At 59.8% G+C, this 21503-nt stretch carries 26 protein-coding genes; 14 read left to right on the forward strand and 12 right to left on the reverse strand.

Features of this window, described 5'->3' with window-relative positions:
* Positions 1-10: 10 nt before the first annotated feature.
* Complete coding sequence (locus BTE54_RS12640; RefSeq protein ID WP_078052690.1) at positions 11-931, reverse strand: methylenetetrahydrofolate reductase; 921 nt, start codon at positions 929-931, stop codon at positions 11-13.
* Positions 932-1021: 90 nt separating this feature from the next.
* Complete coding sequence (locus BTE54_RS12645; RefSeq protein WP_078052691.1) at positions 1022-1798, reverse strand: formyl transferase; 777 nt, start codon at positions 1796-1798, stop codon at positions 1022-1024.
* 192 nt (positions 1799-1990) lie between these two features.
* Here BTE54_RS12645 and BTE54_RS12650 point away from each other — a divergent pair, with 192 nt between their 5' ends.
* Positions 1991-2152 (forward strand): entericidin A/B family lipoprotein, encoded by a 162-nt coding sequence (locus BTE54_RS12650; protein ID WP_003495552.1) that lies wholly within the window; start codon positions 1991-1993, stop codon positions 2150-2152.
* 106 nt (positions 2153-2258) lie between these two features.
* Positions 2259-3023 (forward strand): phosphodiester glycosidase family protein, encoded by a 765-nt coding sequence (locus BTE54_RS12655; protein ID WP_020810643.1) that lies wholly within the window; start codon positions 2259-2261, stop codon positions 3021-3023.
* 9 nt (positions 3024-3032) lie between these two features.
* Here BTE54_RS12655 and BTE54_RS12660 read toward each other — a convergent pair whose 3' ends face one another.
* Together BTE54_RS12660 and BTE54_RS25090 are read right to left on the reverse strand one after the other, a co-directional pair.
* Entirely contained in the window at positions 3033-3383 is a 351-nt protein-coding gene (locus BTE54_RS12660; protein ID WP_065655212.1) for a hypothetical protein, read from the reverse strand.
* A gap of 392 nt (positions 3384-3775) precedes the next feature.
* On the reverse strand, positions 3776-4042 hold the full coding sequence (locus BTE54_RS25090) for a hypothetical protein (RefSeq protein ID WP_185740874.1): 267 nt from the start codon (positions 4040-4042) through the stop codon (positions 3776-3778).
* Between BTE54_RS25090 and BTE54_RS12670 the strand changes: the two genes are divergently transcribed.
* Entirely contained in the window at positions 4041-5444 is a 1404-nt protein-coding gene (locus BTE54_RS12670; protein WP_078052692.1) for an L-serine ammonia-lyase, read from the forward strand. The two genes, BTE54_RS25090 and BTE54_RS12670, sit on opposite strands and share 2 nt — an antisense overlap.
* Positions 5445-5509: 65 nt before the next feature.
* Positions 5510-5944 (forward strand): DUF1489 family protein, encoded by a 435-nt coding sequence (locus BTE54_RS12675; RefSeq protein WP_078052693.1) that lies wholly within the window; start codon positions 5510-5512, stop codon positions 5942-5944.
* An 85-nt stretch (positions 5945-6029) separates the two neighbouring features.
* On the opposite strand, the gene BTE54_RS12680 is transcribed toward BTE54_RS12675, so the two are convergent.
* The 3 genes from BTE54_RS12680 to BTE54_RS12695 form a co-directional block, all read right to left on the reverse strand.
* Complete coding sequence (locus BTE54_RS12680) at positions 6030-6638, reverse strand: transglutaminase-like cysteine peptidase (RefSeq protein WP_003523403.1); 609 nt, start codon at positions 6636-6638, stop codon at positions 6030-6032.
* Positions 6639-7337: 699 nt separating this feature from the next.
* The gene (locus tag BTE54_RS12690; protein WP_065655151.1) at positions 7338-7955 is read right to left on the reverse strand and encodes a PilZ domain-containing protein; all 618 of its coding nucleotides are present in this window, start codon (positions 7953-7955) and stop codon (positions 7338-7340) included.
* A gap of 182 nt (positions 7956-8137) precedes the next feature.
* On the reverse strand, positions 8138-8695 hold the full coding sequence (locus BTE54_RS12695; protein ID WP_162934086.1) for a PAS domain-containing protein: 558 nt from the start codon (positions 8693-8695) through the stop codon (positions 8138-8140).
* 354 nt (positions 8696-9049) lie between these two features.
* On the opposite strand from BTE54_RS12695, the gene BTE54_RS12700 reads away from it, so the two are divergent.
* Both BTE54_RS12700 and BTE54_RS12705 read left to right on the forward strand, forming a co-directional pair.
* A complete protein-coding gene (locus BTE54_RS12700) occupies positions 9050-9787 on the forward strand; it encodes a rhomboid family intramembrane serine protease (protein ID WP_065655149.1) in 738 nt (245 codons plus the stop codon).
* A 154-nt stretch (positions 9788-9941) separates the two neighbouring features.
* Complete coding sequence (locus BTE54_RS12705) at positions 9942-10376, forward strand: CBS domain-containing protein (RefSeq protein WP_065655148.1); 435 nt, start codon at positions 9942-9944, stop codon at positions 10374-10376.
* Between the two features lie 71 nt (positions 10377-10447).
* Here the strand turns inward: BTE54_RS12705 and BTE54_RS12710 are convergent, their stop codons facing one another.
* The 3 genes from BTE54_RS12710 to folE form a co-directional block, all read right to left on the reverse strand.
* Positions 10448-11389 carry a patatin-like phospholipase family protein gene (locus BTE54_RS12710; RefSeq protein ID WP_065655147.1) on the reverse strand — a complete coding sequence of 314 codons (942 nt, stop codon included), beginning with the start codon at positions 11387-11389 and terminating at the stop codon, positions 10448-10450.
* 94 nt (positions 11390-11483) lie between these two features.
* The gene (hisI, locus tag BTE54_RS12715; RefSeq protein ID WP_065655146.1) at positions 11484-11936 is read right to left on the reverse strand and encodes a phosphoribosyl-AMP cyclohydrolase; all 453 of its coding nucleotides are present in this window, start codon (positions 11934-11936) and stop codon (positions 11484-11486) included.
* A gap of 125 nt (positions 11937-12061) precedes the next feature.
* Positions 12062-12688 carry a GTP cyclohydrolase I FolE gene (gene folE, locus BTE54_RS12720; protein WP_003495569.1) on the reverse strand — a complete coding sequence of 209 codons (627 nt, stop codon included), beginning with the start codon at positions 12686-12688 and terminating at the stop codon, positions 12062-12064.
* 282 nt (positions 12689-12970) lie between these two features.
* On the opposite strand from folE, the gene BTE54_RS12725 reads away from it, so the two are divergent.
* From BTE54_RS12725 to thrS, 4 genes are all read left to right on the forward strand, one after another.
* Positions 12971-13417, forward strand: a complete 447-nt coding sequence (locus tag BTE54_RS12725; RefSeq protein WP_065655145.1) for an iron-sulfur cluster assembly scaffold protein — start codon at positions 12971-12973, stop codon at positions 13415-13417.
* Positions 13418-13420: 3 nt separating this feature from the next.
* Positions 13421-13780, forward strand: a complete 360-nt coding sequence (gene yidD, locus BTE54_RS12730) for a membrane protein insertion efficiency factor YidD (RefSeq protein WP_078052696.1) — start codon at positions 13421-13423, stop codon at positions 13778-13780.
* The gene (locus BTE54_RS12735) at positions 13777-14301 is read left to right on the forward strand and encodes a DUF1697 domain-containing protein (RefSeq protein WP_078052697.1); all 525 of its coding nucleotides are present in this window, start codon (positions 13777-13779) and stop codon (positions 14299-14301) included. Before yidD ends, BTE54_RS12735 begins: the two co-directional genes overlap by 4 nt.
* A gap of 125 nt (positions 14302-14426) precedes the next feature.
* The gene (gene thrS / locus BTE54_RS12740) at positions 14427-16430 is read left to right on the forward strand and encodes a threonine--tRNA ligase (protein WP_078052698.1); all 2004 of its coding nucleotides are present in this window, start codon (positions 14427-14429) and stop codon (positions 16428-16430) included.
* 215 nt (positions 16431-16645) lie between these two features.
* Here thrS and BTE54_RS12745 read toward each other — a convergent pair whose 3' ends face one another.
* Positions 16646-17626: a hypothetical protein gene (locus BTE54_RS12745; protein ID WP_003523389.1), complete on the reverse strand. Its 981-nt coding sequence runs from the start codon at positions 17624-17626 to the stop codon at positions 16646-16648.
* Positions 17627-17736: 110 nt separating this feature from the next.
* On the opposite strand from BTE54_RS12745, the gene BTE54_RS12750 reads away from it, so the two are divergent.
* The 3 genes from BTE54_RS12750 to BTE54_RS12760 all read left to right on the forward strand — a co-directional run bounded on the left by BTE54_RS12750 (position 17737) and on the right by BTE54_RS12760 (position 20195).
* The gene (locus BTE54_RS12750; RefSeq protein WP_059760236.1) at positions 17737-18318 is read left to right on the forward strand and encodes a nitroreductase; all 582 of its coding nucleotides are present in this window, start codon (positions 17737-17739) and stop codon (positions 18316-18318) included.
* Complete coding sequence (locus tag BTE54_RS12755; protein ID WP_078052699.1) at positions 18318-18935, forward strand: flavin reductase family protein; 618 nt, start codon at positions 18318-18320, stop codon at positions 18933-18935. The genes BTE54_RS12750 and BTE54_RS12755 overlap by 1 nt, the downstream gene beginning before the upstream one ends.
* A gap of 69 nt (positions 18936-19004) precedes the next feature.
* Positions 19005-20195 (forward strand): DUF2336 domain-containing protein, encoded by a 1191-nt coding sequence (locus BTE54_RS12760; RefSeq protein WP_078052700.1) that lies wholly within the window; start codon positions 19005-19007, stop codon positions 20193-20195.
* A 142-nt stretch (positions 20196-20337) separates the two neighbouring features.
* On the opposite strand, the gene BTE54_RS12765 is transcribed toward BTE54_RS12760, so the two are convergent.
* Positions 20338-20757 carry a hypothetical protein gene (locus BTE54_RS12765; protein ID WP_078052701.1) on the reverse strand — a complete coding sequence of 140 codons (420 nt, stop codon included), beginning with the start codon at positions 20755-20757 and terminating at the stop codon, positions 20338-20340.
* A 105-nt stretch (positions 20758-20862) separates the two neighbouring features.
* On the opposite strand from BTE54_RS12765, the gene BTE54_RS12770 reads away from it, so the two are divergent.
* Positions 20863-21318, forward strand: a complete 456-nt coding sequence (locus BTE54_RS12770; RefSeq protein WP_078052702.1) for a GNAT family N-acetyltransferase — start codon at positions 20863-20865, stop codon at positions 21316-21318.
* Positions 21319-21503: the final 185 nt, after the last annotated feature.

The raw sequence follows: 21503 nt of genomic DNA on the forward strand, positions 1-21503 counted from the left end.
AATCGCGGTTTTAGCCGGTCATCGAATCCGGCGATGCCGAACGGTCCACCGCGCCGGTTTGCCAGCTTCCACGCTTGACCAGCCAGTCGGCCGAATTCTGCAATCCGCCGAATGGGAAGACGTGAATTTGCCGGATCGGCCCCAGCGGATTGGCCTGCCAGTGCCGCTCGATCGGCCCGACGATGCTTTCCGGTGAATGGCCCTTGGCAAGCGTTGTCAGCGAAAGCGCGTTCTTCTTGAGATAGGCGATTGAATTGCCGACGCCGCAAAGCGCGGCATATTTCAAAAGCGTCGTGATCTTGGCCGGGCCGGAAACGCCGATATGCACCGGAAGCTCGATGCCTGACGCCGCTAACCCTTCCGCCCAGGCGATGAAACGCGCGGGATCGAAACCGAACTGGGTGACGATGCGCATTGCGGCATCGCTTCTTTCGGCAAAATCGCGTTTCAGCCTGAGTGCGGCCATCGCCGTTTCGTCGTTGAAATCCGGGCTGCCTTCCGGGTGGCCGGCGATGGCGATCTGCCTTATGCCGCAACGGTCGAAAATGCCGGTGGACAGCATGTCCATGCTGGATGCGAAGGGACCGGCCGGGCGGTCGACGCCGCCGCCGACAACCAGAACATCGGTTACGCCCGCTTCTCCGGCAAGCCGTTTTACCTGTTCCTCAAACGCTGCGCGGGAGGGGATGCGCCGCGCTGCAAGATGTGGCACCGGCTCATAACCGAGATCGCGCAAATGTCCCGCGGCTTCGACGAGCCTTTCCTGCGAGGCGGCTCCAGTGTCGGTGAGATAGACGCGCACACCCTGCGGAAAGAGACCGGCAAGGTCGGTGGAGCCAAGCACCTGCGCGGGCGAGGCTTCTATGGAGGCGGGAATGATGGAAGCGGTGGAGATATCGGGCAATTTGTGCGTGATCCTTTTTATTATCATGCACCTATTTTGCGGCGAAGTCTGTGCCTGTTGCGGCAAGACAGGCTTGCATCTGCGACGAAGCTCGGCCCCAATCCCTGACGCGCGGCTTCACCAGATCCGTTTCGTCAGGCCATTCCAAAGCCATGTCCAGATGGTCGGCGGGAAACGCAGTAGCGATTTGCCGGGTGAGGGCGGCTGCGGCGCAAGGCTGCCGGAAAGGGCGTCCTCGATGGCGCTGATGGCGATATCCACCGAAGCGGCGGTCAAAAGCAGGGGATAGGTGGCAATCGTGTCGGAAGGGGATGGTTTCAGCCGCTTCTCGTAGAGCGTGGCGCCGGTATCCACGCCCTTGTCGACCAGATGCACGGTTGCGCCGAAATTGCCGCGGTCTTTTTCCACCAGCGCCCAGTATCCGCCCATCTGCCCGCGATAGGCAGGATTGATGCCGGCATGGAAATTGATGACCGGGCATTGCAGGGCCTGAAGCGTGGTCGGCGTCAGCAGGCGGCAGGAAATGGTGAAGATCGCCGCCGGTTTCAGCAGATTGGCGGCCTTGCGGCATTCCTCATCGTTGAGCGAGGCGAATTGGGTGACGGGGAGGCTGTGATGGAGATCGGGAGAAAGGCCGTATTCGGCGATGATCGCATCGCTTCTGCTAACAGTGAAGCGTTTGCCGAGCCGCGAGGCGATCATCGTCGCCATCTGGCCCGCAGCGACAATCCAGCCGAGCCGTCGCGCGCGCCGCCTGAGAATGACCGACTTGCTTTCCGGCTGCTCCATGAAAACATGGATGTCGGGAAATCGGGCCGCCAGCGCATTGATCATGACATTGGGGTTCACCCCGCCCGCCGTCATCACCAGAAGCCGATTGTTGATGTCAGTCATATCACCCACGGGATTTTCCTAAGCCATGATCCAGACGCCGAGTTTCACGCGTGAACTTCAAAACCATGTTAATTTTCATCGACAGGATTTTTTGAAATGTCGCTGGAACGGATTTTTCGGACTCACGTTATTGTGACGCATATCACATCGGTACTTGCCTTCGGACGGCAAGTCATAGGGGAGTAGTTTCACATGATCACACGCATTCTTTCGACCGTTTTCGTGGCTTTGTTGACCGTTGTCACCCTGAGCTCCTGTGGTAACACCATTCGCGGCATGGGTCGTGACACGGCGAACGCCGTCGACGCGACGCAGGATGCCGGCCGCAATGTGGACCGCGCCGCCCGTCGCTGACGACATCTCCCCTTAAAGGTCCGGCGTCATCCTGAAACACGGGTGACGCCTTTTCTTTGACCGAATTTTCCTGCGAATGTGCCCGTACGAGAATCACGGGGCGGGCATGAACGGATCGATGAAAAGACTGGCGAAGCTGCTGTTGCCTTTGCTGTTGCCATTTTCGGCTCAGGCCGGCGGGCAGGCGGATTTCTGCAGGATCATGGACCATGCCGGCGGTCGTTATACCGTCTGCAGTTTCGACCCGGCAAAAAGCACCATCCGGATATACGACCGCGATCATGTCTCCGGCCAGGGATATGGCTCCTTCGCCGCTCTCTCGTCGGCGCTGTGGCGGCAGCACATGTTCAGCGTCTTCGCCATGAACGGCGGCATGTACCATTCGGACTATTCCCCCGTCGGGCTCTTTATCGAAAATGGCATCGAACGCTCGCCGATCAGCACCGGCGGCGGCTGGGGCAATTTTCATCTTCTGCCCAATGGCGTGTTTTATCTGAAGGGGGCCGCGGCCGGCGTGCTGGAAACGCAGGCCTATCTGGCAGCGGATCCCAAGCCGGACTTCGCCACCCAATCCGGGCCGATGCTCGTCATCGATGGCAAGCTGCATCCGCGCTTTCTGCCCGATAGCGACAGCCTGAAGCGGCGCAACGGCGTTGGCGTTTCCCGCGATGGCATGGTGCATTTCGCCATATCGGAAAATACCGTGCGCTTTTACGATTTCGCCACGCTGTTCAGGGATGTGCTGGACGCGCCGAATGCGCTCTATCTCGACGGCACCATATCCAGCGTCGATATTCCCGCAATGAAAAGGCGGGACTCGCTGTTCCTGATGGGGCCGATCATCGCTGTTGTCGACAGGGTGCCGGATTAGCCTGAACGATCAGATCGGCGCCTTGGGATAGGCTTTTTCGAGACCGGCCGATGCCGTCAGTCCCTTGCGGAAGGCGAGAAAAGCGGGGTGCTGGCTCGCCCTTGCGGTTTCCATGATGCGGATCTGCAGGCGGGCAGGGGCATTGCCGCCAAGCCATTCGCCGGTCGTTTCCAGCTTCAGGCTGTTGAGGAAGCGGGCATTGGTCTGCTGGTCGAGATAAAGATTGAGGCCAGCCAGCAGGTTCTCGTCCTGCAGGGCGTTTTCCATCAACAGCAGCACCCAGGCTTTATCCTCGCTTGCAAGCGAAGTGAGTTTCGATGCGACCGTTTCGCGATCGGGGAAGGAGGATGCCTGCTGCATGGGGTGACTCGCATCGTTGCCGTTGCCATCGTCGATAAACCACAGGTCATGCCCTTTCAAGGCGCGACGCTTCAGCGCAAGAAATTCGACCGTAAAGTGTTTGGCCGGCGGGGTTTTCAACAGGTGTTTGTAGGAAAGCTTTAAATAACGGTTACACTTTAGCCTAAATTGCGGCGAAGCCCCAAATGGCGCTTATACGGGCCTCATGCTAACATCTTGTTTTTTCACATACCTATGCGCGGGGCGAATGGCAGCCTGTCGAAAACGCCTTCATTTAGCCGCTTTTTGCATTTGCCTTCGCCGCCAGATTTTAATAAATGCTTGCCTCAACGGGCCGGGTCTTGAAGACCGCCCGGAGAGTGAATAGCTGGAGTAATCATGGAAGAAACCGCTCAGAAATCCTGCTGGGGCGTCACCTTGCGCGCACTTGCAGGCTTTGCCGCTTTTCTCGCATTGACGTACATTTTTGGCAGCCCATAAGCATCTCTCCTGAATGACGGGTTTTGAAACGGCGCGGTTTTCCTTTGGAAACCGTGCTGTTTTCGTTTGAGGGCAATTATGTCGCAGCTGCGCAAACCGCTGACGCTCTTTTGTGGCGATCCGTTTTGGCTTTGGATATGATGGTGGTGGAATCCATTCTTATTCAAGGCGAACTTCATGTTTCTTTCGGTCTTTGACGTCTTCAAGATCGGTATCGGTCCTTCGAGCTCCCATACGATGGGGCCGATGACGGCAGCCAACCGCTTTCTGGCGCTGATCCTTAGCGATGAGTGGCCGCGGCCGGCAGGCGCGGCCGTTGCGCAGCTGAAGGTCAGCCTGCATGGCTCGCTCGCCTTTACCGGCATCGGGCACGGCACCGGGCGTGCCGTCATTCTCGGCCTCACCGGCGAACGGCCGGATATTGTCGACCCCGATGCGATGGACGCCATTATCGAGACGGTGGAAAAGGCCGGCACCGTGACGCCGCCCGGCCATCCTTCCTATGTGTTCCGCCCGGCCGAAGATCTGGTCTTCGACAAGAAGAACCCGCTGCCCGGCCATGCCAACGGCATGATCTTTTCCGCCTTCGACAATCAGGGCAGGCTGCTCGTCAAGCGCATCTATTATTCCGTCGGCGGCGGTTTCGTCGTCACCGATACGGAGCTCGAGGCGATCAAGCAGCGCGGCAAGACCATCGATAACGGTCCGCGCGTGCCTTATCCCTTCGCCACCGCGCGGGAAATGCTGGATATGGCGGCCCGTTCCGGCCGCACCATCGCCCAGATGAAGCGGGCCAACGAGGAGACGGTGGTTTCCCGCGAGGAGCTGAACGAGCGTCTCGACCAGATCTGGGAAGCGATGAACGGCTGCATCGAGCGCGGGCTGAAGGTGGACGGCATCATGCCTGGCGGTCTGAAGGTGCGCCGCCGCGCCCGCTCCATTTACGAGAAGCTGAATGCGGAATGGCGCAGCAACCGGCTGAACCCGGTCATGGCCAATGACTGGCTGAGCGTCTACGCCATGGCGGTGAACGAGGAGAACGCCGCCGGTGGCCGCGTGGTGACTGCGCCGACCAACGGTGCGGCAGGCGTCGTTCCGGCGACCGTCAGATATTTCCGGCATTTCCATGAGGATGCGAGCGTCGATGACGTGCGCGACTTTTTGCTGACGGCGGCCGCCATTGGCGGCATCATCAAGCACAATGCCTCGATTTCAGGCGCGGAAGTGGGCTGTCAGGGCGAGGTGGGCTCGGCTTCCGCCATGGCGGCGGCAGGCCTTGCCGCGGTCATGGGCGGATCGCCGGAACAGGTGGAAAATGCCGCCGAGATCGCGCTCGAGCATCATCTCGGCATGACCTGCGATCCGATTGCCGGGCTTGTACAGGTGCCGTGCATCGAACGTAATGCCATGGGCGCGGTGAAAGCGGTGACGGCGGCCTCGCTGGCGCTGAAGGGCGACGGCCAGCATTTCGTGCCGCTCGATGCCTGTATCGAGACCATGCGCCAGACCGGCAACGACATGAGCGAGAAATACAAGGAAACCTCCACCGGCGGCCTTGCCGTGAACGTTGTGGAGTGCTGAACGGGCAGGGCGTCAGGCATGGTTGCCATGCTTGACGCCCGCCGCAAAAAGGCATTGATAGAACCATGCCTTTACATCTCATCAAACTTTGCGTCGGTGCGGATTCAATCCAGGACTTGAGAGACTGGGTCGCGCATCGTGCGCTCACCGCAATAGCCGCAGGCCTCGAGCCGCACAGCGTCCACACAACCCGGATGATCCCGAAACGTGTCGAGGAATTGCTCGAGGGCGGTTCGCTCTACTGGGTCATCAAGGGGCAGGTGCAGGCGCGGCAGAAACTTCTCCATATCCGCTCCTTCAAGGGCGAAGACGGTATTTCCCGCTGCGATCTCATTCTCGGCCCGGAGGTCATCGAAACCTCACCTGCGCCGAAGCGCCCGTTTCAGGGCTGGCGTTACTTGAAGGACGACGAGGCGCCCCGCGATCTCGGCGGCGGCACGGGCGGCGAGGACATGCCTTCCGATCTCAGGCGGGAACTGGCGGAGCTTGGGCTGCTCTGACGCTTAACGGATTTGACAATGAAAAAGCCGGCATCCTTGCGGAGCCGGCTTTTTCTTTTGGGGGGAGACGGGTCGTTTTCTGGCTTCAGTTGATGCCGCCGACCGCAGTGGTGGCGCGGCCATCCTGAATTTTCACCCAGCGGCCGGGATTGGCGGTGTCCTGGCGCTTCAGGTAGGTATATTCGGTTTCAGACCAGTTCATGACCTTGTTGCGCATGTTGTCGAGAACGAAATCGCCACGATCGGTGCGGACGGTCAGAACGGCGTGGCCTTCGCCATTCGGCTGCAGAACCACGGTGATCAACAGGTTGGAGGCGGAGAAGCCCTTGTTCATCAGCATCTTGCGCTTCAGGAGCACGAAGTCTTCGCAATCGCCGACCGTGGTGGGATAGGCCCAGCGTTCTTCAACGCCATAGATTTCCATGTCGGTCATCGGCGTGATGGTGGTGTTGACGGTGTAGTTGACGTCGAGCATCGTCTTCCAGCGCTCTTCGGTCAGCTTCATCGGGCCGTTGTCCAGCGAGGTCGGCTGGCATTCGCTCTGATAGGTCTGGCAGAATTCATAGTGGCCGATCGGCGGGTTGGCCTTGCCGATGACGCGCATGACGGCGGCCGGCGAGGCGCTTGCCTGATGCGCGAAGGCGCTGACGATGAATGCGATCAGAGTGAAAACGAAACGGTTGTTCTTGTTCATTGCTTGTCTCCCCGTGGTGAGAAGACATTCGCAGGTATATTTTGACCCGGCGGAAATTTGCGAAGCGCAATTTGAGCTTAAATTTCAGCAAATTAGCCGTTGTTTTGAACTGTATTCGAACTAGTTTTTATGCGTCTTTGAAGCAAATTTTATTAAAATTTTACGCATCGTGGCTTTAGGTTTTTGGTAGCCATCTAGACCGCTGTATTGACAGCCATTTTCCGCGTGCTGCGGTTTCCGTGATCGTGTGCGGCCGGCTTGCGGCGCGTGGCGAAGAGCTGGATTTCCCGTTTTGGGATGGCTGTTTCAGGCTGATACAGGCCGGAAAAAGCGACAAAAAAACTTCAAAAAAACTGCATTTTTTCTGGAAAAAAGTTTTGCGGAGCGGTTTTCGCGCCGTGGATGAGCTGGCCAATGGCGCAACATGTTCCGCCGCGCTCATCCCTTTTACCGACTATGATGGATCCAGGCCGGTCTGCCGTAGGCGTCAGGGCGTGAAAATGGAAGTTCGGTAACGAGAAATGAGAATGAAGAACCTGACGACAGGAGCGGCCCGATATGGCCGAAGACAGAACATAGCCCGTCAAGGCACCGTCCGGGAATCTTCGCAATTATGCGATTGGGTCGAGCGCAAAACGCGCCAAAAATGCTGCACGCATTCTTACGGGCGCAAAACCTGCCGTGTCCGGGTGGAATGAGTTAGAGAAATTCGATCAGTGCGTCGGGTGACTGGACGCGGTCGAATTCCACGGCGACGCCTTCCATGAAGTGGCGCACGATCTTGCCGCTCATGTTCTTGCCTAGCTGGACCCGGCTTCCGAGTGGCGGCCGGTTTTCGATCTCGATTGCCGCACCCGACAGGGAAAGGTCGATCAGCCGGCAGGCGACGAGCACGCCGTCTTCCAGAACGAGCTGGGCTCTCGCATTGCGCGGCGTCAGGCGGTCGTGGCGGCGGTCTTCCGGCAGGCCGAGCAATTGACGCTTGGCGATCCAGGCGAGCTGCGCGGTGAGTTTTTCCCGCTTGCGCTCCGGCGCGTTGATGGCGATGAGGAAGCCCGATGCGGTGAGCGATGTCACCGTGCCTTCGATCCGACCGATATGCTGGAGATAGGCGATGACGCGGTCACCGTGGCGGGCAATGCCCGAGCAGGTGAACTGCGCCCTTTCGGCGGTCATCTCGGTCGCGGTGCAATCATATTCTTCATGGTCGGGCAACATCAGGCGGCCGGTGAAGGACACACGGACGGCGTCGTCGAGATGAGCTTCCTCAACCGGACGCAGGATTTGGGCGGTGTTGACCGAGCGGGACGAAAACATGGGCAGCGCAATTGTAATGAATGATGACGGTAAATTTCTACCTTGCGCGAGTTAACAGACTGTATTGTTTAACCTCTACAATTTTTCTGATCGGCAATATTGTTGCAGTTCTGACGTATTTTTTTGAGATTCCGGCGCTGTCGGACCTCTCCCGGAGGGGCGGGAGCGTTGGAACAGGTCCGTCAGCAGCTTTCGGCGCGCGGTGTATCCTCGGCCCCCTTGTTCACCGGAAACCCTGCCGGGGCGATGTCCAGGCGCAGCAGGCGGCTGCTTTTTATGGACAGGCACTGGATTGGCGCGGCGAATTCGTGTCTTGGCCGCTCTGCAAGCAGCGCCCCGAGCAACCTTGGGGCGGCGTCGGGATCGGTGCGAAGCGGCAGGAGCAGCATTTCGAATGCCAGCGGTGCGGCGCCATGGCCGTCCTCCGCCTCGACATCGAAGACCACGGGTAACTGGTGGTGCAGGATGCCGCGCGCGACGCGGCAGGGAAAGACGGCATTGGCCGGCTGCCACAATTCCGAAAACGGGCGATCCCGCAATTCCCGGCCGAACAGATCGCAAAGACGAGTACCGGCAAGGCGGAAGAACGGGGTATTCTCTCCCTTGTCCGTGAGGATAAAAAGATCGCCAAGGTGATGTTTCAGCTTTGCTGGATCGAGGTCCTCGCGTCGCGGGGCCGATCGCTTGCCGCGCAGTTCATCCCAATAGGCATATATGTCCAGTCCGGCCATGCTCTTCATAGCATCTCTCCATGTTCGTTTTTGGGACATCATGTCCATCCGAACGTCTGTATCTGGAGGTGTAGCGATTTTCGTGCCAAGTGGATTTATTAAGGTTAACAAAGGGTTGATATTGCCCGATGGCGATAGTCGTGGCATCGGAGCGGCCATGTCGGGGAAAGCTCCGTCAGCACAATTCAATGGCGTCGCCTGTTATTTTAAGGCGGGCCCGCAAGCCGGACCGCCCGCGGCCAGGCGTCCTTGCCGATAGCGGTTTGGGCGTCGAGCGCTTCCAGGGCGGGACGGCTTTTTTTTCGTTCGGGCTTCCTATATTGCTCGGGGAACGCAAAATTCGACCAAGACAGGGATGGGATCATGTCCTATGGGGACGGCGAACAGCCGCCGGTTTCGGAAACGCCGGAGCCGAAAGACGACACGAACAATCCCGTCTTCAACCTGCCATCGCTGCTGGTCGGCATTCTGGCCGCGCTGATCGTCGCTTATGTCATTCCCGCCTATATTCTGTCAGAGGAAGGCAATGGCTGGTTCATCTTCACCTTCGGCTTCATTCCGCTGCGTTATGCGGTGCCGTTTTCCCAGCAGGGGCTGGAATGGCTCTGGACGCCGGTGACCTATTCTTTCCTGCATGGCGGCATCGAGCACATTCTCTTTAACGGATTGTGGCTGATGGCCTTCGGCGCGCCGGTTCTGCGCCGGATCGGAACAGTGCGCTTCGTGCTGTTATGGTGCATTTCCGCCGCCGTTTCCGCCTTCGGCCATGCGGCGCTGAACTGGGGCGATGTGACCGTGCTGATCGGGGCGTCGGGTGTCGTTTCGGCGTTGATGGGGGCAGCCTGCCGCTTCGCTTTCCCTGCGCGTGGCGGATATAGCGCTTCCTTCGGCCATCTGATGCCGCGGCAGAGCATTCTTGCGGCGCTTTCCAACCGCACCGTGCTGATCTTCACGCTGATGTGGCTGTTCGGCAATGTGCTGATCGCTGTCGGTGTGCCGCTGTTCGGCGATGTCGGCGGTGAAATCGCCTGGGATGCGCATGTTTTCGGCTTTCTGCTCGGCTTCCTGTTCTTCGGGCTTTTCGATCGACGACTGGCCTGAGCCGATCACGCTCCTTGTCGGCCGTGGCGCAAATTTGCTTTCGCGCGTCCCATCCGGGATTGCATTCATGCGGACCTCAGCGCACGATATCCCATGATTTGCAACCGCCGGGGGAGACTGCGGCGCTGCGTATCGCTGAAAAGAGGAGGAAGGCATGCCAACATTCGTAAAGGATCTTCTCGACCGCAAGGGCCGGGACGTCGTGACTGTCAATCCTGAGGTCAGCATCGGTGAGGCGGCGGGAACGCTGCACGCGCATAAGATCGGTTCCGTCGTCGTGACCGACGCAGATGGCGTCGTTCTCGGCATCTTCACCGAGCGCGATCTCGTAAAGGCCGTGGCGGGCCAGGGTGCCGCTTCCCTCCAACAATCCGTGTCGGTGGCCATGACCAAGAACGTCATTCGCTGTCATCACAATTCCACCACCGATGAGCTGATGGAAATCATGACGGGCGGACGCTTCAGGCATGTGCCGGTTGAAGAGAATGGCCGCCTTGCCGGCATCATTTCCATCGGTGACGTGGTGAAGGCGCGGATCGGCGAGATCGAAGCCGAAGCGGAGCACATCAAGGCCTATATTGCCGGGTGAGTTAGTTCGCGAAGCGTATTACTTCCCTCATTCCTGTTACAAGCACAGGAATGAGGCGAGGGTCTCGCGCATCAGCGGCGGAATGCCTGCTGCATGCGTTCAAGCTCCGGAATGCGGGAGCGCGTTTCCTCATATCCCCGGTCGATCGCTTCGCTGGCGCGATGGAATTCCGAGAGGCCGATATCGTTGATGCGGGGATGCATCATCAGGTCGGGAGGATCGCCCGCCAGGCGCGAGCGCGAAATCCGGTCCTGAATAATGTTAAACGCCTGCACCATGACGCCCGGCAGGCCGGGACGCGGCGGGCTTTCCACCGCCGGTGCTGCGCCGCCATGCGATGGCGAGGCGGCGTGCTTGACCACGGCGGAACGGCCGAAAAGGTCGTAATTCAGATTGACGGCAACGACCAGCGCCTGCTCATAGGCCCGGCAGACCGAAACCGGCACGGGGTTGACGAGCGCGCCGTCTATCAGCGTGCGGCCGTTGCACTGCACGGGTTCGAAGATGCCGGGCAGGGCATAGGACGAGCGCAGCGCGGTGACGAGATCGCCCTGGTGAATCCAGACCTCGTGGCCGGTGCGCAGTTCCGTCGCGACGGCGATGAAGGGATGGTCGAGGTTTTCGACGCGCAGGCCTTCCAGATGTTCCTGCATGCGTTTGGTCAGCCGCATGCCGCCGAAGAGCCCGCCGCCGCCGATGGTGAGATCGAGCAGGCCGGCAATACGGCGCATCGTCAGCGAACGGGCGAACTCCTCCAGCTCATCGAGCTTGCCGGCGAGATAACAACCGCCCACCAGCGCGCCAATCGACGTGCCTGCAATCATGCCGATCTTCACGCCAGCCTCGTCCAGTGCCCGCAGGACGCCGATATGGGCCCAGCCGCGAGCTGCGCCGCCGCCAAGGGCGAGCGCTATCCGGTGTTTGTCGACGATCTGGGTGACGGGCGGCTCATTGCCGGTGGCTTCGGGATTTCCAGCCGCAAGTTGATTGTGACGATTTCCCCATCCCAACATGACCGCACTCCCTGCCAGTTCCTCAGGCTCCCCTCAAATCCCTGAAGCCCGCTATATTGGTAGCAAATTGGTGCGGCCGATGGAAGGTGGCCGTTTATGTGTCCGAATAGGTTGTGGCCGGATCGAAATGGCGGGTGTCGTCGGTGATCTTCGTGACCGCATCGCCGTTGGAGAGCTCGACGGTGCGATAAAAACAGGAGCGGCGGCCGGTATGGCAGGTCGCGTCATGGCCGGCGACGGAGACCTTCAGCCACACGGCGTCCTGATCGCAATCGGTGCGGAATTCCTTCACCGTCTGCAGATTGCCTGACGTTTCGCCCTTCTTCCAGATTTTGTCGCGCGAACGGCTGTAATAGTGGGCGATGCCGGTCTCCAGCGTCAGCGACAGAGCTTCCGCATTCATATGGGCGACCATCAGCAACTCGCCGTCACGGGCATCGGTGACCACGGCGGTGACGAGGCCGTGGGCATCGAATTTCGGCGAAAAAAGACCTGCGTTTTCGAGCACTTCCTTGTCCGCAGGTGCGGACGGAAACGAAATGGACATGGCTACCCCGGGAGAAAAGCGGAAGGTTTCAGAGCGGCGGAGGCAATGGAATCAGTCCGCCACTCCAAAATTTGTCTGGGCATCGGGTTTCTCGGAAACCCGCGCTACACTTTTCGGTCCAGCGCTTAGCGGTTCCGCACCATGGTCATGAAGCGCACCTGTTCGGCCGGATCGTTCTTGAACGTGCCGGTGAAGCTGGTGGTCAGCGTCGTCGACCCCTGCTTGTTTACGCCGCGCATGGACATGCACATATGTTCGGCGTCGATCATGACGGCCACGCCGCGCGGTTTCAGGGTTTCCTCGATCGATCTGGCGATCTGCGCGGTCATGTTTTCCTGCGTCTGCAGGCGGCGGCCGAAGATTTCGACGACGCGGGCGATCTTCGACAGGCCGAGCACGCGGCCGGCCGGAAGATAGGCGACATGGGCCTTGCCGACGATCGGCACCATATGGTGTTCGCAATGGGAGAAGAAGGGGATGTCGCGCACCAGCACAACATCGTCATAACCGCCGACTTCCTCGAAGGTCGTGCCGAGCACGTCCTGAACGTTCAGCTCATAACCGGCAAAAAGCTCGCGATAGGCCTTGGCGACGCGCTTCGGCGTATCCAGAAGTCCTTCGCGGGCGGGATTTTCTCCTGCCCAGCGCAGAAGAACGCGCACTGCTTCTTCCGCTTCGGCCTGGCTTGGGCGAGCTTCTGCCACGTCGGGTTTTGCGCCAGCGCCGGGGAAATTCTTCACGATCGCATCCATTCCGTCTCTCCCGATGCGGGTAAAGGCCGCACCTGAATTCGTTTTTCATCGCGAACTCATGTTCGCAGTTGCTGCTATCTGGTTGTTTTACAGCATTTTGGCAAGACCGATGCTGTTATTTCGGTATCGGAGCCGTTAATTTCATCACGGCTTGATGTCCAGAAAGCTCGTTAGCATATAATGAGAATGGAGGGCAGGAAAGCTTCACTGCGACAAACGCTGTGTTTGAAAAATTTGACCTGTCCTGTTTTTGGGCAATCTCGAGCGCGCCGGGCACCGACGATGGACGATATCTATAATAATCGCATTCTGGACTTTGCCGGGAATATTCCGCTCATCGGCGTTCTTGAGGATGCCGACGCCAGCGCCGAGAAACACTCCCGGCTGTGCGGCTCTAAGCTCAAGGTCTATCTGAAGGTCGAAGGCGGCATCGTGACGGCGTTTTCGCATGAGGTTCGCGCCTGCGCGCTCGGCCAGGCCTCCGCCTCCATCATGGCGCACCACATCATCGGGGCTTCCAGCGGCGAAATCCGGCAGGCGCGGGAAGACATGCTCGCCATGCTGAAACAGGACGGTGAGGGGCCGGCGGGCCGTTTCGAAGACATGCGGGTGCTTCAGCCCGTCCGAGATTTCAAGGCGCGCCATGCCTCCACCATGCTGACCTTCGAAGCGGTGGTCGATGCGCTCGACCAGATCGAAGGGCGGCCGGCTCTCAACGCCGCAGGTTAGGCGATGTGCGGCGAACCGGGCTGCCGGCACCAGCAGACGGCGGAAAAAGCGGGCCGATCCCGCAACTGGGCGGGCAGCTTTGCCAAAACGCCGGGGCGGCTTCTGGGCGTCGGTTTCATCCGGCTTTATCAGCTGACCCTATCCGGCTTCATCGGGAATTCCTGTCGCCATATCCCCACCTGTTCCGAATATGGCTATGAAGCCATTGCCCGACACGGGCTGTGGGCCGGCGGCTGGATGACGCTGTTTCGCGTTGCGCGCTGTGGGCCGGGCGGCACCAGCGGCCTGGACCCGGTGCCGGAAGTGATCGATGGCGGCAGGCGCTGGTGGATGCCCTGGCGTTACTGGAGCCTGCATCGATGAATGACTATGTGGCCCTGCTGCACAGCATCGTGCTCGGCGCGGGCAGGCGGCTCGTCATGGCCGATCTCAGGGCCTTGGCGGAAGAGCTGGGATTTGCCGAATGCAGAACGCTGGTCGCGACTGGAAATCTGGTTTTTCGCGCCGGGGCGGCACCTGTTCGTGAGATTGAGGACAGGCTGGAGCGCGCCTTCGAAGACCGCTTCGGCAAACATGTCGATATTCTCGTTCGTTCGGGCGGCGACTGGCTGAAACTGGCGGCGGATAATCCCTTCGCCCAAGGCAATCCGCCGGATGTCTGCGTTCGCGTGATGCGCGCGCCGCTGGACAACGGCGTCCTCGAATTGCTGGAGAAGTACCGTGGGAGGGAGAAGATCGCTCTCGCCGGCGGCGATCTATGGATCGATTTTTGCGGCAAGCCGAGCGAGAGCAGGCTGCTATCCGTGCTGACCACCAAAAGGCTCGGTATCGGCACGACCCGCAACGCCAATACGGTCAATGGTCTCGCGCAAATGCTTCGCTGAGCGATCCTTCGCCTTTGACTGCAATGGCAAAAGCCTTTATCAGCCTGCCTGTCCGCTTGTCGCGGGCAAATCATTATTCCAACACCACCCGCATTCGTTGGCGGGACTGGACAGGAGATTAGACAATGTCTGAAGCTGTTTCCCTTACATTTCCCGATGGATCCGTGCGCAGCTACCCCGCCGGTACGACCGGCCGCGAGGTCGCCGAATCCATTTCCAAATCGCTTGCCAAGAAGGCTGTCGCCATTGCGCTTGACGGCACCGTGCGCGATTTGTCCGAGACCATCACCGATGGCAAAATCGAGATCGTCACGCGTGAAGACGGCCGTGCGCTGGAACTCATCCGCCACGATGCCGCCCACGTCATGGCCGAAGCCGTGCAGGAACTGTGGCCCGGCACGCAGGTGACGATCGGCCCTGTCATCGAGAACGGCTTTTATTACGACTTCGCCAAGAACGAACCCTTCACGCCGGAAGATCTGCCGAAGATCGAAAAGCGCATGAAGGAAATCATTCTGCGCAACAAGCCGTTTACCCGCGAGGTCTGGTCGCGCGAGAAGGCCAAGGAAGTGTTCGCCGCCAAGGGCGAGAACTACAAGGTCGAGCTGGTCGACGCCATTCCGGAAGGTCAGGACCTGAAGATCTATTATCAGGGTGACTGGTTCGATCTCTGCCGTGGTCCGCATATGGCGTCCACGGGGCAGATCGGCACGGCCTTCAAGCTGATGAAGGTGGCCGGGGCCTATTGGCGCGGTGACAGCAACAATGCGATGCTGTCGCGCATCTACGGCACCGCCTGGGCGACGCAGGAAGAGCTGGACAATTATCTCCACGTGCTGGCCGAAGCAGAAAAGCGCGACCACCGCCGCCTCGGCCGCGAAATGGACCTGTTCCATTTCCAGGAAGAAGGCCCGGGCGTCGTCTTCTGGCACGGGAAGGGCTGGCGGATGTTCCAGACGCTGACGGCCTATATGCGCCGCCGGCTCGCCAACGCCTATCAGGAAGTCAACGCGCCGCAGGTGCTGGACAAGTCGCTCTGGGAAACCTCCGGTCACTGGGGCTGGTATCAGGAAAACATGTTCGCGGTGAAATCCGCCCATGCCTTCACCCATCCCGATGACGAGGAAGCCGATCAGCGCGTCTTCGCCTTGAAGCCGATGAACTGCCCGGGTCACGTACAGATCTTCAAGCATGGCTTGAAGTCTTACCGTGAAATGCCCGTCCGCCTTGCGGAATTCGGCACCGTGCATCGTTATGAGGCTTCGGGCGCTCTGCACGGCCTGATGCGCGTTCGCGGCTTCACGCAGGACGATGCGCATGTCTTCTGCACGGAAGAGCAGATGGCGGCGGAATGCCTGCGCATCAACGACCTCATCCTGTCCGTCTACGAGGATTTCGGTTTCAGCGAAGTCGTCGTCAAGCTCTCCACGCGCCCGGAAAAGCGCGTCGGTTCCGACGATCTGTGGGATCGCGCCGAAAGCGTGATGATGGATGTTCTGAAGACCATCGAGGAACAGTCCGAAGGCCGCATCAAGACCGGCATCCTGCCGGGCGAGGGCGCGTTCTACGGGCCGAAGTTCGAATATACGCTGAAGGACGCCATCGGCCGTGAATGGCAGTGCGGCACGACGCAGGTGGACTTCAACCTGCCGGAACGTTTTGGTGCCTTCTATATCGACCAGAACTCGGAGAAGACCCAGCCTGTCATGATCCACCGCGCTATCTGCGGCTCGATGGAGCGTTTCCTCGGCATTCTCATCGAGAACTTCGCCGGCCATATGCCGCTGTGGTTTGCGCCGCTTCAGGTCGTGGTTGCGACGATTACCTCGGATGCAGATGATTACGGCCGCGAAGTCGCCGAAGCGCTGCGCGAAGCGGGCATGGCGGTCGAGACCGACTTCCGCAACGAGAAAATCAACTACAAGATCCGCGAGCATTCGGTGACCAAGGTTCCGGTCATCATCGTCTGCGGACGGAAAGAGGCGGAAGAGCGCACCGTCAACATCCGCCGTCTCGGTTCGCAGAACCAGACGCCGATGTCGCTGGAAGATGCGATTACGAGCCTCGTGGACGAGGCGACGCCGCCGGATGTGAAGCGCAAGCTTGCGGCGAAAAAGCAGGTTGCTTAATAACAGTTACGGCCCCTTCGGGGGCCGTTTTGTTTTTGGGGGTGTGCGGGTAATTTCACTGCCAAAGGCGACGCATTCACCTCCGTCACCCCGGACTAGATCCGGGGTCCAGCGCGATCAAGTCCTTGATCGCGAAAGACTCTCTTCACGACGCAGACGCGTCGTGGCTGGATGCCGGATCAAGTCCGGCATGACGTATGAGATGTAGGCGACGCCTACTCGAAATCCCCGGTCATATCTTCCGGCGCCTGATCCTTCATCAGCACTTCCACGTCCGAATCCCGGCCGGAGGTCACTTTGAAGTTGCGCTGGTAGACCTTGTCCTTGTTGCGGGCGATGGCGGTATATTCGCCTTCCGCCAGCACCATGGTCGAAAAGGCGCTGACGCTTTCGTTCACCACGTCGCCGCCGCCGTTGAGCACCGACCAGGCCGTATCGGCAATGGCTTCGCCGCCTTCTTCGGAGACGAGCTTGAGGGTGATCTGAGCGGCCTGATGCTGGAGCGTCGCTTCCGTCAGCTTGCCGGCTTCCACCTGGATGTCGGCGCGCACCACCGCGTTGACGTTGCCATATTCGGAAACCACGTGATAGGTGCCGGCATTCAGGCGCACGATGGTGTTGGGCTTGATATCGGCCATAACGAGGCCGCGTTCGCCATCGGGGCGGGCGTCTGACGAATAGACGGAAAATTTGAGCTGGTTGCCGGAAATCTGCTTGTCGGAGCCCGCAACCGCATTCAGCACGAAGCCGCCAGCATCGAGAATCAGCACCTGTTTCTGCACATTGCCGGAGGTCGGGACATTGAGTTTCTTGGTGACGCCCGCACGGCCGAAGGCGACGTTGACGAAATATTCGCCCGGCACCAGATGGAATTCCGCCGAGCCGCCTTCCGAACTTGCCAGCATCGGCAACTTGCCGTCCGCGCCGGGAATGGGGCTGAAGACGCGCCAGGACAGGCCTTCCTTCACCGCTTCGCCTTCGCTGGTCAGCTTGGCTTCCATGTTGATATCGCGGGCGGTGCTTTCCGGGGCGTTGGGTGCGGAAGGGGCGGTGAAAGCGTTCAGCTTCGGCATTTTCGGCGTACCGCCGAGCTGCTTGAAGTCTTTGAAGGCGTCCTGTGAAAAAGCGGCTTGCGATAAAAGACCAAGCACGGCACATGCAATGGTCAGACGTGCCGCGATTTTGATTGCCGACATTTTCGATACCGATTGACTTCTTGATTTTCCCGGATCACTTCAAAACCAATGCCGTGGCTATTTCAAGGCCCATGTTTTTGCGATGACAGCAGAATGGAAGATTTTTGATCATGACAAATGATATCAAGCTCCTCGATTATCTCAAGGTTCGCCGTTCCACGCCCGCCCTGCAACTTGCCGAGCCGGGGCCTTCGAAGGGGCAAATCGAGGACATCCTGCGCCTTGCCGTGCGTGTGCCTGACCATGGCAAGCTCGCCCCCTGGCGCTTCGTCGTCTATCGCGGCGAGGAGCGTGTGCGTCTCGGTGAGACGGCGCTGAGGATCGCGCTTGAAAAGAACCCGGAACTGGACCTGCAGCAGCAGGAAGCGGAACGCACCCGCTTCACCCGCGCGCCCGTCGTTATCGCCGTCATCAGCACCGCAAAGCCGCATTTCAAGATTCCGGAATGGGAACAGGTCATGTCCGCCGGTGCTGTGTGCCTCAACCTCATCTTCGCCGCCAATGCCAGCGGTTTTGCCGCGAACTGGCTGACGGAATGGTTTGCTTTCGATTCCGCATTTCTCGCGGAAATCGAGGTCGGCGCGGAAGAGAAGGTGGCCGGGTTCATTCATATCGGCTCGACGACATTCCCGCCGGTGGAGCGGCCGCGGCCGGAGCTTGCCGATGTCGTCACCTGGGTCGGGGACGTTTGATGTTCTACACCACGGACACCAACCAGCATGGCCTGCCGCATGATCCGTTCAAGGCCATCGTCGCACCGCGTCCGATCGGCTGGATCGGCTCGAAGGGCAGGGACGGTTCCCTCAATCTCTCGCCCTATTCCTTCTTCAATGCGATTTCGGACCGGCCAAAGCTTGTGATGTTTTCCTCCAGCGGCAGGAAGGACAGCCTGCGCAATGTCGAGGAAACCGGCGTCTTCACCGCCAATCTCGTCAGCCGCCATCTGGTGGAGCGGATGAATGCGTCTTCTGCACCCGTCGGTTATGATGTCGATGAGTTCGCCCTTGCCGGCCTCACCGCCGTCGACGGGCGGGTGGTGGATGCGCCTTTCGTGGGCGAGGCGCTGGCGGTTCTGGAGTGCCGCGTGACCCAGATACAGCAGCTTAAGGACGTTGACGGCCAGCCGGCGGATTCGTGGATGGTGATCGGACAGGTCATGGCGATCCATATCGATGAAACGATCATTCGCGACGGGCGCATCAATATGGGGCTGTCGCGACCCGTGGCGCGCATGGGCTATATGGATTACTGCGATGGCGGCAGCGATGTATTCCAGCTGCAGCGCCCCTCTACTGCGCCGTCAATATAGTCCTTCTTCGGCTACGGTTAATTTTTATGGTGAACCAAACGTAAACCATTTGCGCCTAGAGTTTTATACATGGTGGCGGCGATGATGCCGCCATGCATTGTTGCGAATGTTTTCGAGGCTCAGGTGATCGTACAGGCATTTCTTCGCTGGTCTGAAAAGGCTGGATCGACCGAGCGGGCGAAAGCTGCCAATGCTCTCGGCCGTGCCTATCTTCAGTCCGACATGGCGCGCGAGAACCGCGATGCCGCCTATATGGCGATGACCTATCTGCTCGACGATCCTTCGCCGCGTGTGCGGCTGGCGCTTGCCGAAGCGCTGGCGGATGCCCATGACGCACCGCGCGCCATTCTCGTCTCACTCGCCGAAGACCAGCCGGAAATTGCCTGCACCGTCATTGCACGTTCACCGGTTCTCGGCGAGGCCGATCTGGTCGATCTCGCCGGGCGCGGCGAAAGCCTGACGCGCGCGCTTATCGCCGCAAGGCCGGGCCTGCCGCGCGGTGTCTGTGCAGCGCTTGCCGAAGTCGGCGACCTGCCGGAAACCATCATCCTGCTCGAAAACGACGATGCTTTCATCACGCCGTTTTCGCTCAGGCGCATCGCCGAGCGCCATGGCTCGGACGCCGATATTCGCGACCTCCTGCTTCGCCGCGAGGCGCTGCCCGCCGATGCACGTCACCTGTTGATGGGGCGCATCAGCGAAGCTCTCGCGGGCTCCGCGCTGGTTCACGCAATGATCGCACGCAACCGTGCCGACAGTCTTTTCCGCGAGGCGGAAGATTCCGCCACCATCCTTATCGCCGCCAGTGTCTCCTCGCCGCAGCTGCCGGCGCTGGTGGAGCATCTGCGCCAGCGGCTGGAACTGACGCCGGCGCTGCTCATCCATGCTGTCTGTTCGGGCCGGCTGGAATTCTTCACGGCGGCCATGGTCAATCTGTCCGGTCTCGATGACCGCAAGGTGCGCGCCATTCTGGCGACGGGCCGGCCGCATGCCTTGAAGGCGCTGTTCCAGTCGGTCGGTCTTTTCGGCGATGTTGTCGACGTCTTCATGGAGGCGACGCTGATGTGGCGCCGTGCCGCCCGCTCGCAGCTCTCTGATGTGGCGGCCTCCGTCTCGGCGGAACTGCTGGCGCATTTCCGTGACGTCAACGGTTCCGAAACGCTGTTCGAACTGCTGCATGCCGTGCGCAAGCTCGCCATCGCCGAAGAGCGGCAGAAGGCGCGGTATTATGCGGAAGCGCTGACGGTGGAGGCGGCGTGAGGTCCGGGTATTTCGCGGGTGCATCCTCTCACCCTCATTCCTGTGACAAGCACAGGAATGAGGGAAGTGGGGGCTTTGCTGTTAGAGGAAATCTCTACCTCGCATCGGCAAAGTAAACCGCCGCCGCTTTTTCCCAATCGCCTCACTTATCGAACCGCTTGGCGATCCACGAATAGCTGTTTTCAACCATCCTCACCGGTGTGCCCAAAAGATGCTTTATGCCTTCGGTGGAAGGCAGGATACGGCTGACGCGGCTGATTGCCTGTTTGGTGAGGCTTTCCTCTTCCTTCGGCGTAACAGCCACCGTTGCCTGCGGTGCAGTGGCCGGCGCCGAGGCGGGAGGTTGCGTGCCGGCCGTCTGCGGAGCCTGTTCGCCCGGTGTCTGGCACACGGCCACCACCACGGGGTAAGGCGCGTTGGCGTAACGCTCCAGCTCCTTTTCCGACACGGCGTCGCACAGTTCGATGCTCGTCCAGCGCTGCTGGGAGGTGGCGAGGTAATGGCAATCGGTGGCGCTGTCGTCGCAGCCAAGGAAGGTCATGAGAACGAGGGCTGTTTTCATGGTGTGTGTTGCCTCTGTCGGGAATTATGCTCTAGAAACTCATCTATCCCGATTGCAGTGACATTACGACGAAATACGCATTTTATAGAGAAGGCAGGCATCGCATTGGCCACCGAAATCAAGCTTGAAACACCCCGGCAGGATGCGGTTCTGCGCCTCATCGACCTTTCCAACGCCTATATGGCCTCGCTTTACCCGGCCGAGAGCAATCATCTGGTCGATATCGGCGCGCTCGAGCAGGACAATGTCTCGTTTTTCGTGGCCCGGCACGATGGCCGCGTGGTCGGCTGCGGCGCGCTGGTGGAGGCGGGAGACGGCACGGCGGAGGTGAAGCGCATGTTCGTCGATCCCGATGCACGGGGATTGCGGATCGGCAAGCTGATCATGGACACGCTTGTCGCGCGCGGCGCCGAGCTTGGCCTTTCCGCCATCCGTCTCGAAACCGGTATCAGCCAGCCGGAGGCGATCGGTCTCTATCGCAAGGCGGGGTTTGTGGAGATCGAGGCCTTTGCGCCCTACAGGCCGGATCCGCTCAGCCTATTCATGGAGAAGGTGCTTTAGGCCTACGGCGCGAGATTGCCGTATCCTGCACGTCATCCCTCGGCCCTGTGCCGAGGATCCAATCACGTATCGTAGAATCAATCGGTGGCAGATGCCCGGGACAGGCCCACTGCTGTCCGGTTTAAATTTGGTGGACATGGCGCACGGTGTTGATTCTACTCGTATTCGAGCGTTTGGCGACGATC

It is taken from the genome of Agrobacterium sp. YIC 4121, assembly GCF_002008205.1.
Lineage (GTDB): Bacteria > Pseudomonadota > Alphaproteobacteria > Rhizobiales > Rhizobiaceae > Agrobacterium > Agrobacterium leguminum.

What these genes read in the sequence shown, in the direction of transcription:
- BTE54_RS12640 (WP_078052690.1), bottom strand. Translation starts at nt 931, where the DNA reads ATGATAATAAAAAGGATCACGCACAAATTGCCCGATATCTCCACCGCT.
- BTE54_RS12645 (WP_078052691.1), bottom strand. Translation starts at nt 1,798, where the DNA reads ATGACTGACATCAACAATCGGCTTCTGGTGATGACGGCGGGCGGGGTG.
- BTE54_RS12650 (WP_003495552.1), top strand. Translation starts at nt 1,991, where the DNA reads ATGATCACACGCATTCTTTCGACCGTTTTCGTGGCTTTGTTGACCGTT.
- BTE54_RS12655 (WP_020810643.1), top strand. Translation starts at nt 2,259, where the DNA reads ATGAACGGATCGATGAAAAGACTGGCGAAGCTGCTGTTGCCTTTGCTG.
- BTE54_RS12660 (WP_065655212.1), bottom strand. Translation starts at nt 3,383, where the DNA reads ATGCAGCAGGCATCCTCCTTCCCCGATCGCGAAACGGTCGCATCGAAA.
- BTE54_RS12670 (WP_078052692.1), top strand. Translation starts at nt 4,041, where the DNA reads ATGTTTCTTTCGGTCTTTGACGTCTTCAAGATCGGTATCGGTCCTTCG.
- BTE54_RS25090 (WP_185740874.1), bottom strand. Translation starts at nt 4,042, where the DNA reads ATGAAGTTCGCCTTGAATAAGAATGGATTCCACCACCATCATATCCAA.
- BTE54_RS12675 (WP_078052693.1), top strand. Translation starts at nt 5,510, where the DNA reads ATGCCTTTACATCTCATCAAACTTTGCGTCGGTGCGGATTCAATCCAG.
- BTE54_RS12680 (WP_003523403.1), bottom strand. Translation starts at nt 6,638, where the DNA reads ATGAACAAGAACAACCGTTTCGTTTTCACTCTGATCGCATTCATCGTC.
- BTE54_RS12690 (WP_065655151.1), bottom strand. Translation starts at nt 7,955, where the DNA reads ATGTTTTCGTCCCGCTCGGTCAACACCGCCCAAATCCTGCGTCCGGTT.
- BTE54_RS12695 (WP_162934086.1), bottom strand. Translation starts at nt 8,695, where the DNA reads ATGAAGAGCATGGCCGGACTGGACATATATGCCTATTGGGATGAACTG.
- BTE54_RS12700 (WP_065655149.1), top strand. Translation starts at nt 9,050, where the DNA reads ATGTCCTATGGGGACGGCGAACAGCCGCCGGTTTCGGAAACGCCGGAG.
- BTE54_RS12705 (WP_065655148.1), top strand. Translation starts at nt 9,942, where the DNA reads ATGCCAACATTCGTAAAGGATCTTCTCGACCGCAAGGGCCGGGACGTC.
- BTE54_RS12710 (WP_065655147.1), bottom strand. Translation starts at nt 11,389, where the DNA reads ATGTTGGGATGGGGAAATCGTCACAATCAACTTGCGGCTGGAAATCCC.
- hisI (WP_065655146.1), bottom strand. Translation starts at nt 11,936, where the DNA reads ATGTCCATTTCGTTTCCGTCCGCACCTGCGGACAAGGAAGTGCTCGAA.
- folE (WP_003495569.1), bottom strand. Translation starts at nt 12,688, where the DNA reads ATGGATGCGATCGTGAAGAATTTCCCCGGCGCTGGCGCAAAACCCGAC.
- BTE54_RS12725 (WP_065655145.1), top strand. Translation starts at nt 12,971, where the DNA reads ATGGACGATATCTATAATAATCGCATTCTGGACTTTGCCGGGAATATT.
- yidD (WP_078052696.1), top strand. Translation starts at nt 13,421, where the DNA reads ATGTGCGGCGAACCGGGCTGCCGGCACCAGCAGACGGCGGAAAAAGCG.
- BTE54_RS12735 (WP_078052697.1), top strand. Translation starts at nt 13,777, where the DNA reads ATGAATGACTATGTGGCCCTGCTGCACAGCATCGTGCTCGGCGCGGGC.
- thrS (WP_078052698.1), top strand. Translation starts at nt 14,427, where the DNA reads ATGTCTGAAGCTGTTTCCCTTACATTTCCCGATGGATCCGTGCGCAGC.
- BTE54_RS12745 (WP_003523389.1), bottom strand. Translation starts at nt 17,626, where the DNA reads ATGTCGGCAATCAAAATCGCGGCACGTCTGACCATTGCATGTGCCGTG.
- BTE54_RS12750 (WP_059760236.1), top strand. Translation starts at nt 17,737, where the DNA reads ATGACAAATGATATCAAGCTCCTCGATTATCTCAAGGTTCGCCGTTCC.
- BTE54_RS12755 (WP_078052699.1), top strand. Translation starts at nt 18,318, where the DNA reads ATGTTCTACACCACGGACACCAACCAGCATGGCCTGCCGCATGATCCG.
- BTE54_RS12760 (WP_078052700.1), top strand. Translation starts at nt 19,005, where the DNA reads ATGGTGGCGGCGATGATGCCGCCATGCATTGTTGCGAATGTTTTCGAG.
- BTE54_RS12765 (WP_078052701.1), bottom strand. Translation starts at nt 20,757, where the DNA reads ATGAAAACAGCCCTCGTTCTCATGACCTTCCTTGGCTGCGACGACAGC.